The following is a 16,109-nucleotide window of genomic DNA, read 5'->3' as shown; positions in this document are numbered from 1 at the left end:
GGCGACAGTATGCATTTTCATGTCATTTTACGGATCCTCGGCATACTGCTGATGATCTTCAGCATCACCCAGCTGCCACCTCTGGGGGTGTCGCTGTTCTATGAGGATTCCACACACTGGGCGTTCATCTCCGCCTTTGCCATTACGCTGGCGACCGGCTTTATCATCTGGGTACCGGTTTACACCGCCAAGCAGGAGCTCAGTATCCGTGATGGTTTTCTTGTTACCGTACTGTTCTGGACGGTGCTGGGGGTGTTCGGTTCGTTGCCACTGATGCTGGCCGAGTCACCGGGACTGACAGCGGTTGATGCCGTTTTCGAATCGATTTCAGGCCTGACGACTACAGGTGCCACCGTCATGACAGGGCTGGATAAATTACCGCACTCCATTCTCTATTATCGCCAGCAGCTTCAATGGCTGGGAGGCATGGGGATTATCGTGCTGGCAGTTGCCATTCTCCCCATGCTGGGTATCGGGGGCATGCAGCTCTACCGCGCCGAGGCTCCGGGGCCGGTCAAGGACAACAAACTGACACCACGCATCACGGAAACCGCAAAGGCACTCTGGTATATCTACCTGTCCCTGACCATCGCCTGCGCAGCGGCATATTGGCTTGCTGGCATGACGCCGTTCGATGCCATCGGCCACAGCTTTTCTACGGTCGCCATCGGTGGCTTTTCCACACATGATGCCAGCATTGGCCATTTCGACAGCGCCATCATCGAGTCCATCGGCATCTTTTTCATGGTGGTAGCCGGCATCAACTTTGGCCTGCACTTTTTTGCCTGGCGGCACCATACACTGACGCACTATCTGAAAGATCCTGAAGTACAGTTTTACCTGTCACTGCTCGGTCTTGTGATCCTGCTGACACTGTTTGTGCTGGTAATGACTCACACCTATCCTGCGATAGAAGCCCTGCGCAAAGCCGCATTCATGGTGGTTTCCATTGCCACGACCACCGGTTACACCACGGCAGATTTTGCTCACTGGCCTGCCATGTTGCCTTTCATGCTGTTCGTGCTTGCTTTCGTCGGGGGCTGTGCCAGCTCAACTGCCGGTGGCATGAAGGCGATTCGTGTACTGTTGATACTGAAGCAGGGCTACCGTGAGATTCTGCGCCTGATTCATCCCAACGCTGTCATTCCAGTCAAGCTCGGACAGAGACCCATTCCGGATCGGATTCTACAGGCAGTGTGGGGGTTCTTTTCAGTCTATCTGATCGTATTCGTGGTCATGCTGATCGCACTGCTGGCAACCGGGCTGGACCAGATCACCGCCTGGTCAGCCGTGGGTGCAACCCTCAATAACCTGGGCCCCGGGCTGGGCGACGTATCCGCTCATTTCGGAGGACTCAACCCCACCGCAAAATGGATCCTGTGTCTGGCGATGCTGCTGGGCCGTCTTGAAGTATTCACCATGCTGGTACTGTTCACGCCTGCCTTCTGGCGCCGGTGATCAGTCGTAAAAGCGTGGCATACCTTCAGGCTGATGACTGAAGCGGCGGTACTCCCATTGATATTGGGCGGGCAGGGCGCGAACACAGGCTTCCACCGAGCGGTTCATGGCCGTGGCAGCCTGTATCAAATCCTTGCTGTTGATCTCATGTTCAGCCCGTCGAAAATGCAGATCAAACCCCTCAGCCTGCGGCAGACGCTCGGCATAGCCACAAATTACGACCGCACCGGTCTGAGCAGCCAACTGCGGCAGCAGCTTCATAGTCAGAGCCTGATTGCCAAAAAAAGGCACATGAATTCCGCCGCTGGCCTCCGGCTCCTGATCCGGCAGAATACCCACCATCTCACCACGTCGCAGTGCCTTCATCACCATTCGCACACCCCGAGTATCGGCCGGGGCCATCCGGGTACCCAGCCGCGCCCGCATGCGCTTGATCAGGTCATCCATCAGCTGAAGCCGCGGCGGCTTATACATGGCAGTAAAGGGATAGTGGGCTGACAGCCACAGATTAAGCACCTCCCAGTTGCCCAGGTGAGGGGCTATCAGGATGACACCTTTGCCCTGTGCAACCGCCTCACTGACGATCTCTTTGTTATGAATTTGACGTATTTTTTTCAGCGTGCGCTTGGCCGGCCACAGCCAGGCCATCCCCATTTCACATAGTGAACAGCCCGTTTGCTCCAGGCTTTCATGCACCAGTTGGTCCTGTGCATCTGGGTCCAGCTCAGGAAAGCAGCGGCTGATATTGCGCCGAGTCTGGAACGTCATCTTGGCCTTTTCGCCCTTGCGCCACTGCCGATTCCCGAGCCATCGCCCCAGCCCCTGAGAGGCTTTTAATGGCAGCAGGGACAGCAACCCAAGCACCAGAACCGCCAGTATCGCCTTGACCTGTTTCAATTCGCTCTCCGTCACATTCATATACTGAGTCGATGATTATAAATCACCGGCATGGTTGATGGCGAAAATGCACGCAGATGATGTGACTGAGTCACTTATTCAGTAGCCGTGCAACAGGTCATAAAACCTGCAGATCATGTATAATTCGGCTCTTATTTCGACCACATCCAACAACAATGGTGATTTCCGTGACTGACAAGGTGACTCCAGACGTTAGCACATTCCAGGGACTGATCCTGGCCCTGCAACAATACTGGGCCGAACAGGGCTGTGTCATCGTGCAGCCACTGGACCTGGAGGTGGGCGCCGGTACTTTCCACCCCTGTACGTTCCTGCGCGCCATCGGCCCCGAGACCTGGCGCTCTGCCTATGTACAGCCAAGCCGCCGTCCAACTGATGGCCGTTATGGTGAAAACCCCAACCGCCTGCAACACTACTACCAGTTCCAGACTGTGCTCAAACCCTCTCCCGACAACATTCAGGAACTGTATCTCGGTTCACTTGAGCGGCTGGGGATCGATCTGTCGATCCATGATGTGCGCTTTGTCGAAGACAACTGGGAATCACCAACACTTGGTGCGTGGGGCCTGGGCTGGGAAGTATGGCTCAATGGTATGGAAGTAACACAGTTCACGTACTTCCAGCAGGCCGGCGGCCTTGAATGCTATCCGGTCACCGGTGAAATCACCTACGGGCTTGAGCGCATTGCCATGTACCTGCAGGACGTAGACAGCATCTATGACCTGGTCTGGGCACGCTACCCGGATGGCAGCACCGTCAGCTATGGTGATGTATTCCACCAGAACGAAGTGGAGATGTCAGCTTACAACTTTGAACATGCTGATGTACCGGCGCTGTTCCGCAACTTTGACCACTACGAATCCGAATGCCAGAAATTGCTGGCTGCCGACCTGCCGCTGCCAGCCTATGAGATGGTGCTGAAGGCCTCACATACATTCAACCTGCTCGATGCTCGTCACGCCATCTCCGTTACCGAGCGCCAGCGTTATATTCTGCGTGTCCGTACGCTGGCCCGTGATGTCGCCAGTGCCTATTTCGAGAAGCGCCGCGCACTTGGTTTCCCGCTGGCCCCTGAAGCGATCCGGGCAGAAGTCCTGTCTGCCTGCGAGGAGGATAAATAATGACTCAGCATGATTTCCTGGTTGAACTAGGCACCGAAGAGCTGCCACCCAAGGCGCTGAAAACTCTTTCAGATGCGTTCCTCAACGGCATCACTTCAGGCCTTGATGCAGCCGGCATCGCCTATACGACCGCAACACCTTTTGCGTCACCACGCCGCCTGGCCGTTCTGATCAGCAACATCCAGCCACAGCAGCCCGACCGCAGCATTGAAAAGCGCGGCCCGGCCACTCAGGCACCCGAGAAGGCCGTACAAGGTTTTGCAGGCTCCTGCGGCGTCAGCATCGACCAACTCGAAGTGATGGAGACACCCAAAGGCAGCTATTACGTCTATCGCGGCGTCGAGAAGGGTCAGAGCACCGCTGCTCTGCTACCTGAGATCATCAGTGAATCCCTGCACAAGCTGCCCATCCCCAAACGCATGCGCTGGGGCTCATCGCGCACCGAATTTGTTCGCCCGGTAAAATGGCTGGTCATGCTGTTGGGTGATGAAGTCGTTGACGCAGAGGTGCTTGGCCTCAAGGCCGGACGCAAGACCCGAGGCCACCGCTTCCACTATAACCATGAGATCGAGATCATGGTGCCGGCCGACTACCAGCAGACGCTGCTGGATACCGGTAAGGTCATTGCTGACTTCGCTGCCCGCCGTGAAATAATCCGCGAACAGGTTATTCGCGAAGGCGAGCGCATCGGCGGTACAGCCCAGATTGATGAGGATCTTCTGGATGAAGTGACAGCGCTGAACGAGTGGCCCGTCGCCTTGACCGGTCGTTTTGAAGAGCGCTTCCTTGACGTTCCAGCCGAAGCCCTGATCTCCTCCATGAAGGAAAATCAGAAGTACTTCCACGCGCTGGATGCCGAAGGCAAACTGATGCCTTACTTCATCACACTGGCCAACATCGAATCCAAAGACCCGCAGCAGGTTATAGAGGGTAACGAGAAAGTTATTCGCCCGCGCCTTGCAGATGCCGCTTTCTTCTTTGATACCGACAAGAAGCAGCCGCTTGAGGCCCGCATCGAGAAGCTCAAGAGTGTTGTTTTCCAGCAGCAACTCGGCACCATTTATGAGAAAACTCAACGCATCGAAGGACTCGCAGCCGCCATTGCCAATCTGATTGGTGGCGACAGCCAGTATGCTCAGCGCGCTGCCTCTTTGAGCAAGTGCGACCTGATGACAGACATGGTGTTTGAATTCACTGAACTGCAGGGCCTGATGGGCTATCACTATGCACTGCATGATGGCGAAGCCGAAGAGGTCGCTCAGGCACTGGACGAGCAGTACATGCCCCGTTTCGCCGGTGACAGCCTGCCTTCGACTCGCACAGGCATTGCACTCGCCATCGCTGACCGCCTGGACACGCTGACCGGTTTGTTTGGCATTAACCAGCCGCCTACCGGCTCAAAGGATCCTTTCGCCCTGCGGCGTGCCGCCCTCGGTGTTCTGCGTATCATTGTTGAGCATAAACTCGATATAGATCTGCACGAACTGCTCAGCATCGCTGTTGCTCAGCACCAAGATCTGCCCGCTGCTGAAGGCCTAGCGGATCGGGTGCTTGATTTCATGCTCGATCGCTTCCGTGCCTGGTACGATGACCGCGGCATCAGTGCTGAAACGTTCCTTTCAGTACATGCACTTCGTCCCACCAGCCCACTGGACTTTGATCGCCGCATTGATGCCGTTAACCACTTCCGCAACCTGCCGGAAGCGGCAACACTGGCCTCTGCCAACAAGCGAGTCAGCAATATCCTGACAAAGCAGGGCGGTGACATCTCTACTGACACAAACCCTTCACTGCTGCATGAACAAGCTGAACGTGAGCTTTGTGAGCAGCTTGATGCGATTGAGCGCGAAATCACACCACTGTTTGAACGTGGTGAATACCGAAACGCACTTGAGCGCCTGGCTCAGCTGCGCCAGAGTGTCGATAACTTCTTTGATCAGGTAATGGTGATGGCGGATGATGAAGCGCTCAAACTTAATCGCCTTGCCTTGCTGGCTCGTCTGCGCCGACTATTCCTTGGCGTGGCTGACATATCACTGCTTGGATAAACTTTAGGCATAATCAAGAAACCCCGCATCGCGGGGTTTTTTTTGCTTCGCACTTAATGTTTCACGTGGAACATGTAAGCGCCGAAACTAAACTGCCCCGATTAGAGTTTATGCAGCTGCCTGGCAAAACATGTACAAATGGTTCGCTTCTCTATAAAACCTGCCAAATCTTTCTTTGCGCTGTCACACAGACGACCGGATATTACCCGCACTCCACTTAACGTTTGCGCTTGCTGAGCTGCAACATTATTTCAAATACCTGGTACCAGAACATAGACAGTCGCCAGCCAGTTGTAGGTTGTATCCTAAAGCTATGCATTTATTTTACTTGACGGAATTAAGTTAAGATCCTTTTGATGTGCCATTATTGCTGCAGAAACAACTACAGAAGCTCCCAGATCTGCACAACAATGATCCAGTAGCCAGTAAATACTTTTGGTAGTAGTATCAATGATTTTCATCGGTGTTATTAAAGCTTTCACAGGCTGTCCTGCCGGTCAGTGACTAATCTCTGCACAGGTTCGACATTGACAACATGCTTCTGATGCTGAGAGCTGAATGGGGTGCCCACGTGATCCCTACGTATCACTTGCAGCGTGTCAGCTGGCAATACCGATAAGTCCGCCAACCATCATCGTCTAACCGGTCCAGGTAAAGTCGACCATGCGCTGCCTGCATTGATGCGTCAAACCTGAACTTTCGGTGCATGGAAGATGACCCGTAACTCTGGCACAGCCCGAACAATCGCTCGTACTGACGGTTAAAGCGCGCGGTACAGAAGTGGCATTACCTACCTCCTCAGCATGGGGGACCACTTCGCTGCAGTGGGTAGCGATGTGATATCCGACCCGACTGCGTCTCGTATTTGATCATAATGAACCTCTGAGCAAGGATGAGTTGCAGCAGGAAGCGGCATTCCGTCTTGGAAGCGTCTGAGTCTAGTGCTTTTAAAGCATGGAAACAGACCGAAAGCTGCCTTAGATTTGAGTGAGTCTGGACGAAGAATAATTTTGATCAGTGATCTTCCGGCAATCGTGAACACGTTGGAGCACTTTAGCAACCGGTAGGTCGATACCGTTATGGGAAGGCGTGGTAGCGGTGCGTTGGGAACTCTGACGTAAGTGCAACAGCCGCCTTTGCCTGTGGGCCGCAGGATTGACGAACAGGGGCTACAAATGTTCGCGGTACGATCATCGATATGCACATACTCTAGCCGATCATGCGCATACAATCACGCGGACAACAGCGGCGAGTTCGTCGAACACAATACCATTACCCCAAAATAGTGTTCAAAGAATACCCTCAGGCTGCATAGAAGGGTGTCGCATTTCAGAGTTAGATTAGCGCGCTATGAAACAGTTGAGGCTTTGGAACTCCATCACCACTCTGCAATTTTAGTCCTATAGATAGTGACCAGATCACATAGCAAGAGCCAATCTCCGTAACAAACCACGGTTAAGATGCGAAACCAATGTTTCACGTGAAACATAAACAATGCCCCACATTTCGTGAGATCACATGATGTTTTATCCCAGCTCGAATACGAAGGGCATTGATGATGAACATTATGATGTTGGCGTAGCAGCTAGGCTGAATATCTAGACGTTCACCGTAGATTTCAAACTTAATCTATCCGATAAGGATCGCAAAGCTAGAGTAACAGCAACTGAATCGGGGCACACTGATTAACGGAAGCTCAGCGTTTTTTGGTTTTTATGTCACATCGAGTAGGGTGAGGCGTCGCCGCCTCATCCCTCTCACAGAACCGTACGTACGGGCCTCGTATACGGCTCATGTCAGTAATTGACCCCGAGCATGGGGACAGAGATGCCGGTTCTCACTTGGGTCAAGTCCATTAACCCTAGTTCTTGATGCAGATAAGCGTTGGGGATCGACTGGTGGGCCAGTGGAGACGCCGCATTGTGCCAGCTATTCATCTTGATCGACTTGAACGGCGGACGATAGCCCAACTGTTTCAGTCGACGATGCAGCCGGCTCGGTTTCTTCCACTGTTTGAGCTGAAGGCAGCGTAAACGTCGCCTCAGCCAGCCCATTACCTGTTTCAGTATGCGCGCACAGTGGGCGACCCGGAAGTAGTTGGCGAAGCCCCGCAGCACGGGATTCAACTCACGGATTGTGTCCGCAAGTCCTGTGCCACGGTTTCGCTTTGTCAGCGCTTTCAACTTCTCTTTCAGTTTCAGCACCTTCTTGTCCTGAATGCGGGTGTAATCTGTATGGATTACGACACCCAGGAACTTGATCCCATCATCGCTGTGTGCAATATGGGTCTTGGTGGCATTCACTGTCAGCTTCAATGCCTCTTCCAGATACCCTTGAGCCACTTTCAGCGCGTTCTCCGCTCCAGCCTTTGAGCAGCACAGGATCAGGATGTCGTCCGCATAGCGGACGATCCGATGGCCCCGCGCCTTCATGAACTGGTCGAACGCCTCCAGATAGACGTTCGCAATCAGGGGACTGATTACGCCGCCTTGTGGGCTGCCCAGATCCGTCTTTTCAAACTGGTGGCCCACCATTACCCCGCTCTCAAGGAACTGACGCAATAGTGACAATACACTGCCGTCCGTAATCCGTCGGCGGAACTGGCGGATGATCAGATCGTGATTTAGCGTGTCGAAGCATTTCGACAGGTCCATATCCACGACCCACTCACGTCGATAGCGACGAATAAACAGCGTCGCCTTGCCTATCGCGTGATGGCCACTGCGTCCCGGACGATACCCGTAGCTTGACGGATGAAAGTCCGGATCAAAGATCGGTTCAATCAGGCTGCGCACCGCTTGTTGCACGACTCGGTCTCGAACCGTTGGAATACCCAGCTGACGCTCTCCACCATCGTCCTTGGCGATGGTAACGCGTCTGACAGGCTGCGCTCGATAGCGCTTTTCCTTCAGTTCAGATAACAGGCATGACAGCTCCACCTCCAGTTTCGCTTCGAACGCAGCCAGGCTCTGCCCATCGACTCCGGCCGCACCTCGGTTGCGTTTGACGTGTTTGAAGGCTTGATACAGACGCCGCATCGACAGCAGCTGTCCGTAAAGACTGTAGTATTTCCTCATACCTGCTCAGCTCTGTGATGACGACTCCGATGGTTGGTTTGGCTGCTGGTCTGTTTCGAGCGATCTGTCCGGGTACTAGCACATAGGCAATCTGCCGCCACAGTCTCGTTCTACTCCCGTGTTCGGTGAAAGCCAAAGCAGCCACATTCCTGCAGCGCCTCGACTCACGTCCCCACCCCGTCAGGCAGCTTGTGAACACAGCGTCCACCGTCCTTGCGTTGTCCGTCATACTCATTAATGACTTCCGCCCTTCGCATCCGAGCTAAGGCTTTTGGCCTTGCCCGGCCCACTGGACCTCCGCCAGTGGTCGTTCCGGTTTTATCCTCCACACTGTTGCCAGGCTTCTCAGGCCGGAACTTCATCACTACTACGGCTTCATCTGCCACCTCACACCCGCTGTGGCCTTGGCTTTTACCTTGAGCCTCAACGTCCGGTCGGACCGGATAGGGTGTCAGGCTTCCCCGGTTACTGCACCGGCTCCCTGTTAACGATTCCACCCTCAAGCACAGCACAGGTCTGACCGAGTATCGGGCTTCGCGCTATTTTGCACGCTTACCCACCTGCACTGCCGAAGCAGGTTCACTTGCGTTGTGTACCGTTAACGTCCTATGGCTTCCTTCAGACCCTGCCGTTGGCCAGCAACGCCCTTGCCAGTCGGATTGTCTTCCCCTCAGTCAGGGTGACGCCACCTTCTTTCAGGTGGCCGGGTTTGCCGGCTTCGCCGGGCAAACAAAAAAAGCAGCCAATGGCTGCTTTTGAAGCGTTTCATAATAAAAACGAAATCGAAGAATCAAACGTCCAGATTGGATACATTCAACGCATTGGATTCGATGAAGTTGCGGCGCGGTTCTACTTCATCACCCATCAGAGTAGTAAACAACTGATCGGCAGCAATGGCGTCATCAATGGTCACCTGCAGCATGCGGCGTGCATTCGGGTCCATCGTGGTTTCCCAGAGCTGATCCGGGTTCATCTCGCCAAGACCTTTATACCGCTGAACAGAGTTGCCTCTGCGCGACTGCTCCAGCAGCCACTGGATACCGGCCCCCAGTTCATTGAGCGGGAAGCGACGTTCGCCACGCTGAAGGTAGGCGCCATCCTCGAACAGCGACTGCAGTTCATGACCGAGTGATACGATGGACTGGTAGTCACGAGAACGGAAAAACTCCGAATCAAGCGTATAGTCGGAATCAACCCCGTGCTGAATGATCTTGATGACCGGAAGGTAGAGGCTGTGCTCACGATCCAGCTTCAGAGTGCACTCATAGCGTTCACCACCATCTACGTAAGTAGACAGGGCTTCACAGAGCTGCTCCGACCATTGTTGTACCTGCTCGGATGACGACAACTGCTCAAGTGTCAGAGTCGGCAAGTACAGCAGTCGCTTCAATACTTCATACGGATAGACGCGACTCAACCGCTCGCACATGCGCTCGACCTGACGATAACGGGTAATCATCGACTCCAAAGCCTGACCGGAAATGGCGGGAGAACCTTCACCCGGGAACAGGCTGGTACCGTCAAGAGCACCCTGGAGCAGGTAGTTATCAAGCGCTTCGTCATCCTTGAGGTATTGCTCTTGCTTGCCTTTCTTGATTTTGTAGAGCGGCGGCTGGGCAATATAAATATGACCGCGCTCAATCAATTCGGGCATCTGGCGGAAGAAGAAGGTGAGCAGCAGGGTACGGATATGCGAGCCATCCACGTCCGCATCCGTCATGATAATGATGCTGTGATAACGCAGCTTGTCGGCATTGAACTCTTCACGTCCGATACCACAGCCCAGTGCCGTAATCAGCGTGCCAACCTCGGCAGAGGTGAGCATCTTGTCAAAACGCGCCTTCTCGACGTTAAGGATCTTGCCCTTGAGCGGCAGGATTGCCTGCGTGCGGCGATCACGCCCCTGCTTGGCAGAGCCTCCTGCGGAATCACCCTCCACCAGGTACAGTTCAGAAAGGGCCGGGTCCTTTTCCTGACAGTCAGCCAGCTTGCCTGGCAAGCCCGCCACATCCAGCGCACCTTTACGGCGAGTCATTTCACGCGCCTTGCGGGCCGCTTCACGCGCACGCGCAGCATCGATCATCTTCTGAACAACAGCCTTGGCATCCTGCGGGTTTTCCAGCAGATAGGCATTCAGTTCAGAAGCCATCAACTGTTCAACCGCCGTTTTCACTTCGGAAGAAACCAGTTTGTCCTTGGTCTGTGACGAGAACTTGGGATCGGGAACCTTGACCGAAATAATCGCCACCAGACCTTCACGGCTGTCATCACCACTGGTGCTGACCTTGCCATTCTTGTTCAGCTGCTCAGACTCAATGTAGCTGTTGAGGCAGCGGGTCAGTGCCGCACGGAAGCCCGACAGGTGGGTACCGCCATCACGCTGCGGGATGTTATTGGCAAAGCAGTGCAGGCCTTCCTGGAAGCCGTCGTTCCATTGCATCGCCACTTCAACACCTACGCCATTTTCATGCATGGTGTTGAAATGAAAGATTTTATTGATCGGTGATTTGTTCTGGTTGAGAAACTCAACAAATGCCGCAAGGCCACCTTCATATTCAAACACTTCTTCACGGCCGCTGCGCTCATCCTTCAGGCGAATACGAACGCCTGAGTTAAGGAAGGACAATTCACGCAGGCGCTTGGCCAGGATGTCATACTGGAAGCTGATGTTGGTGAACGTCTCTTCAGACGGCTTGAAGCGTACAATCGTGCCGGTCAGGTCTGTTTCACCCACCACATGCAAGGGCACTTCGGGTACACCGTGATGATAGATCTGCTCGTGTACCTGCCCCGCACGCCGAATGGTCAGCTTAAGCTCCGAAGAAAGCGCATTCACAACAGATACGCCCACACCGTGAAGACCACCTGATACCTTGTAGGTGTTGTCGTCGAACTTGCCACCGGCGTGCAGCACCGTCATGATCACCTCAGCCGCCGATACACCTTCTTCCTTGTGAATATCAGTAGGGATGCCACGGCCGTTGTCAGACACGGTAACGCTCTCATCCGGGTGGATGATTACGGCAATCTCGGAGCAGTGACCGGCAAGCGCCTCGTCAATGCCATTGTCGACCAGCTCGAATACCATGTGATGAAGGCCGCTGCCATCATCGGTATCGCCTATGTACATGCCCGGTCGCTTTCTGACCGCATCAAGCCCCTTCAGGACCTTGATACTGGACGAGTCATAATTCTGGTTTTCACCACTCATGTTTGATCTCCTGGCGCACCCCTGTGCGTTAACGTACCGGATTCCACCCTGAACAGTGCAACATCAGTCTCAGGCTGCCAGACCCGACTCAACAGGTCCGGATCCACACAGGTGATAAAGCACTGATTGGCACTCGCCTCTAAAAATTCGCAGAACTGCCGGCAGTGACGCTCATCGAGCTCGGCCGGCAGGTCATCGATCAAGTAAATACAGGCACGGTTGTTGAGGCGATGAAACAACGCACCTTGGGCCAGCCTAAACGCACTGACCACCAGTTTTTTCTGTCCGCGTGACAGCCGATCAGCTGCATTCAGACTGCCTGTCTTGAAGCGCAGGTCAGCACGCTGCGGCCCCAACGAGGTAAAGCCCTGACGCAGATCGCGCTCAAGATTTTCAGTCAGAAGGGCTTCGAGGCCCCGCTTGCGATCCCAGCCGGGACTAAACAGCAGGCGTACCTCGACACCCTGTAACAGTGCGCTCAGGGCCTGCTCAAACCCGGGCCTGAGCTGCTCAATATAGAGCTGCCGAAGAACCGTCATCTGCTCTGCATAGTGAACGAATTCAGCATCCCAGGTTTGCCTCACGCGAGGATCGATTTTACCACACTTCAGCAGTGAATTTCGCTGCTTGAGGATACGCCTGAAACCACGCCACAAGCGGATAAAGGCAGGATCGAAATGAAAGGTACCCCAATCAAGAAACTGTCGCCGAATACCCGGACTGCCATCAAGCAAATCGAAGGTATCACTGTTGATCACTTGTATCGGCAGAAGCTCGGCAAGAGCCGCGGCATCAAGGCTTTCACCGGCATAACGCACACGCACGTCGGCATCCAGGCTGCGCTCGACACCCAGGGGCTTCACCTGTCCGGTACCCAACGAATCGGTTTGGGCAAACACAAGCGCACGCGTCTCTCCCTCCTGCACCAGATGACGAAATTGGTTGCCGCGAAAGGAACGGGTCAGGCCAAGAAAGTGAATCGCTTCAAGCACACTGGTTTTGCCACTGCCATTATCACCATACAGAATATTGATTCGGCTGAGCCGATCTGCAGTAACATTGGTCAGGTTACGGATGTGCTGGATACGGAGCTGTTTGAGGGGCATCGGGAGATACAGACAGGGGGCCGAAAGGCCCCCGAAAACGGTTACATGCGCATCGGCATGACGACGTAGAGCGCATTGGGTTCGTCGTAGCCGCGAATCAGCGCGCTGCTGTTGGAGTCCAGCAGAGTGAAACGCACAACATCGGAGTTAAGGATCGACAGTACATCAAGCAAGTAGTTGACGTTGAAGCCGATCTCAAGCTGACCACCCTGATAGTCGACGGCAACGGTTTCTTCCGCTTCTTCCTGTTCAGGGTTATTGGCCATGACCTGCAGGTAACCATCAGTCAAAGTCAGGCGAACGCCACGATACTTTTCATTCGACAGAATGGCGATGCGACTAAAAACCTGACGCAACTCCTGGCGGTCTCCCAGCAGTTCCTTGTCGCCATTACGAGGAATGACACGCTGATAATCCGGAAACTTGCCGTCAACCAGTTTGGAGGTAAAGGTAAAATCACCGACATTGGCGCGGATATGGTTGGCCCCGATCACCAGGCGAACACTCTCATCTCCGCCTTGAAGCAGGCGTGCCAGTTCCAAAATACCCTTGCGCGGCACAATGATCTGCTGCTGAGAGCTGCTGTCGGTCTCAACCGGACATACCGAGGTGGCCAGCCGGTGGCCATCAGTGGCGACACTGCGCAGCTCGCCCTCCTTGACCTCAAGCAGCATGCCATTGAGGTAGTAACGCACATCCTGCTGCGCCATGGAAAAACCGGTCTGATCGATCAGGCGGCGCAACGAGGACTGTGGCAGCTTAAGCTCAAACGTCTCGGGGCTGTCTTCAACGTTGGGGAATTCCTGCGCCGGCAGCGTCGACAAGCTGAATCGGCTCCGCCCAGACTTGATCATCATCTTCTGGCCGCTGAGCTCGAACTCGATACGTGCGTCATCAGACAGCGATTTACAGATATCCATCAGCTTGCGTGCCGGCACGGTAACGGAACCGGCTTCTGCAGGCTCATCCAGCTGCACACGGCCCACCAGCTCGACCTCTAGGTCGGTGCCGGTCAGTGAAAGCTGATCGCCTTCGGCCACCAACAGAATATTGGACAATACCGGCAGCGTCTGACGGCGTTCCACAACTCCCGCCACCAGCTGCAGTGGTTTAATGAGCGCTTCTCTGGATATAACAAGTCTCATGATTCTGGCTACCCTGTCAGGATCCTGTACTACGCCGTCAGATGACGCAGCAGATTTTTGTAGTCTTCGGCAATATCGGTATCGGTTTCACGCAACTCTTTGATTTTACGACATGCATGCAACACCGTCGTGTGGTCGCGACCACCGAAGGCGTTACCGATTTCGGGCAAACTATGGTTGGTCAGTTCTTTCGCCAAACTCATCGCCATCTGGCGTGGCCGCGCCACCGAGCGGCTGCGACGCTTGGAGAGCAAATCAGCCACCTTGATCTTGTAGTAGTCGGCCACAACCCGCTGAATATTATCAATACTAACCTGTTTGTCCTGTAACGCCAGCAGGTCTTTGAGTGATTCCTTGATAAAGGGAGTATTGATGGTGCTGCCCGTGAAGTGAGCATTTGCTATCACTCGTTTCAAAGCACCTTCGAGCTCACGCACATTGGAGCGAATTTTCTGCGCCAGAAAGAAAGCAGCATCGTCAGGCAAATTGACCCGCGCTTCCTGCGCCTTCTTCATCAGGATGGCCACACGGGTCTCAAGTTCCGGTGGTTCGATTGCAACGGTCAGTCCCCAGCCGAAGCGTGACTTGAGCCGTTCTTCAACGCCGTGAATTTCCTTCGGATAGCGGTCACTGGTCAGAATCATCTGCTGACCACCCTCAAGCAGGGCATTGAAGGTATGGAAGAACTCTTCCTGGGAACGCTCTTTGCCGGCAAAGAACTGAATATCATCGATCAGCAGGGCATCAACGGACCGGTAGTACCGCTTGAAGTCATTGATTGCGTTCAGCTGCAGTGCCTTGACCATGTCAGCAACAAAGCGCTCGGAGTGAAGATAGACAATACGCGCATTCGGGTTGCGCTTGAGCATTTCGGTCCCGACCGCATGCATCAAGTGGGTTTTACCCAAACCAACGCCACCATATATAAACAGCGGGTTGTAGGAACCACCCGGATTGTCTGCAACCTGTTGTGCAGCCGCCAGGGCCAACTGGTTGGACTTACCCTGCACAAACGACTCGAAGGTGAACATCGGATTAAGGTTGGACTGATGGCGCACGCTGCCTTCAACTTCAACGCGACGCCCACCCATTGAGTTCATGACAAGGCCCGAATCGACCGGTTCCTGCTGATCGAAAAAGCCCATCTGGGGAGTGGGCTCATCGCTCCATTCGTCAGCGCCTGCCTGATCGTCGGCCATAACAGCCGGAGATGTCGTCTGCACGGGCGCTGCGGCAGGCGCAGCAACCGCAACGGGCTGGTGCTGTGACGCAACTGGAGCAGCGGGAGGAGAGGGCGCACGCTGAATAGTCTGAGCAGCTTGCGCAGACTGACGACGGTTTCGGGTCGGGGCGGTACGATGCCGGGGTGTAGCCGCCATCGCTGCACTCTGCCCGGAGACGTCCAGACGCACCTCGGTGCTCATGTCACCGGTGACTTCCGAAACCGCCTGCTGAATGCGGGCCAGAAACTTGTCCGCAACCCAGTCACGCACGAAACGGTTCGGCGCCAGCAGCAAAAGCTCCTGCGAAGCATCATCCTGAGCCCGCAAGGGCCTGATCCAGGTGTTGAATTGTTGGGCAGGGAACTCCTGCTGGAGACTTCTCAGGCACTGTTCCCAAAGCTCTACCGACATCCGTTTACTCCCAACCGCTCAGGCCTTAGAGTCCCGGGGGATCACAAAAATTCGAAGAGAAACATTCTAGCGCCTAAGGCAGTGGTTATCCACAGTTATACTCGATTTTGTGTAAAAAATGCCGACCATGCGCCAAATCGGTATTTACCCCCACGCCAGCACTAAAACTGGACGCGGCGTGAACAAAAAAAGGGTTAAAAACAGCTTTGCCATGTGGTTATGAACAAAACATCCTATTGTTTTTATAGAAAATAAAGCACTTATATACAGAATTACACAATTTCATCACCAACAGGATACAGTTGCCATGGCCCACGTCTGTTCCAGACAGCCGTTTAGCAGGCTGTTGATTTTCTACCCCACAAAATGGGGCCTTGGTAGACTATCCGCA

9 protein-coding genes are annotated in these 16,109 nt (G+C 54.3%); 3 read left to right on the top strand and 6 right to left on the bottom strand.

Going from position 1 to position 16,109, the window contains the following annotated elements:
- The first annotated feature begins 9 nt into the window (after positions 1–9).
- Positions 10–1,458, top strand: a complete 1,449-nt coding sequence (locus CFI10_RS00045; protein WP_206837673.1) for a TrkH family potassium uptake protein — start codon at positions 10–12, stop codon at positions 1,456–1,458.
- On the opposite strand, the gene CFI10_RS00040 is transcribed toward CFI10_RS00045, so the two are convergent.
- Positions 1,459–2,376: a lysophospholipid acyltransferase family protein gene (locus tag CFI10_RS00040; RefSeq protein WP_242530062.1), complete on the bottom strand. Its 918-nt coding sequence runs from the start codon at positions 2,374–2,376 to the stop codon at positions 1,459–1,461.
- A gap of 155 nt (positions 2,377–2,531) precedes the next feature.
- Between CFI10_RS00040 and glyQ the strand changes: the two genes are divergently transcribed.
- Both glyQ and glyS read left to right on the top strand, forming a co-directional pair.
- Entirely contained in the window at positions 2,532–3,497 is a 966-nt protein-coding gene (gene glyQ, locus CFI10_RS00035) for a glycine--tRNA ligase subunit alpha (protein WP_091827515.1), read from the top strand.
- Positions 3,497–5,545 carry a glycine--tRNA ligase subunit beta gene (gene glyS, locus CFI10_RS00030; protein WP_206837671.1) on the top strand — a complete coding sequence of 683 codons (2,049 nt, stop codon included), beginning with the start codon at positions 3,497–3,499 and terminating at the stop codon, positions 5,543–5,545. The genes glyQ and glyS overlap by 1 nt, the downstream gene beginning before the upstream one ends.
- Positions 5,546–7,341: 1,796 nt before the next feature.
- Here the strand turns inward: glyS and ltrA are convergent.
- The 5 genes from ltrA to dnaA all read right to left on the bottom strand — a co-directional run bounded on the left by ltrA (position 7,342) and on the right by dnaA (position 15,718).
- On the bottom strand, positions 7,342–8,622 hold the full coding sequence (gene ltrA / locus CFI10_RS00025; RefSeq protein WP_206837668.1) for a group II intron reverse transcriptase/maturase: 1,281 nt from the start codon (positions 8,620–8,622) through the stop codon (positions 7,342–7,344).
- A gap of 790 nt (positions 8,623–9,412) precedes the next feature.
- Entirely contained in the window at positions 9,413–11,833 is a 2,421-nt protein-coding gene (gene gyrB / locus CFI10_RS00020; RefSeq protein WP_206837667.1) for a DNA topoisomerase (ATP-hydrolyzing) subunit B, read from the bottom strand.
- Positions 11,830–12,939, bottom strand: a complete 1,110-nt coding sequence (recF, locus tag CFI10_RS00015; RefSeq protein ID WP_206837665.1) for a DNA replication/repair protein RecF — start codon at positions 12,937–12,939, stop codon at positions 11,830–11,832. The genes gyrB and recF overlap by 4 nt, the downstream gene beginning before the upstream one ends.
- A gap of 41 nt (positions 12,940–12,980) precedes the next feature.
- Entirely contained in the window at positions 12,981–14,084 is a 1,104-nt protein-coding gene (gene dnaN / locus CFI10_RS00010) for a DNA polymerase III subunit beta (RefSeq protein WP_091827520.1), read from the bottom strand.
- A gap of 29 nt (positions 14,085–14,113) precedes the next feature.
- Complete coding sequence (dnaA, locus tag CFI10_RS00005) at positions 14,114–15,718, bottom strand: chromosomal replication initiator protein DnaA (protein WP_206837663.1); 1,605 nt, start codon at positions 15,716–15,718, stop codon at positions 14,114–14,116.
- Positions 15,719–16,109 lie beyond the last annotated feature (391 nt).

The sequence above is a fragment of the Marinobacterium iners genome, from assembly GCF_017310015.1.
Classification (GTDB): domain Bacteria; phylum Pseudomonadota; class Gammaproteobacteria; order Pseudomonadales; family Balneatricaceae; genus Marinobacterium; species Marinobacterium iners.
This window is presented reverse-complemented; position numbering and strand designations above follow the sequence as displayed.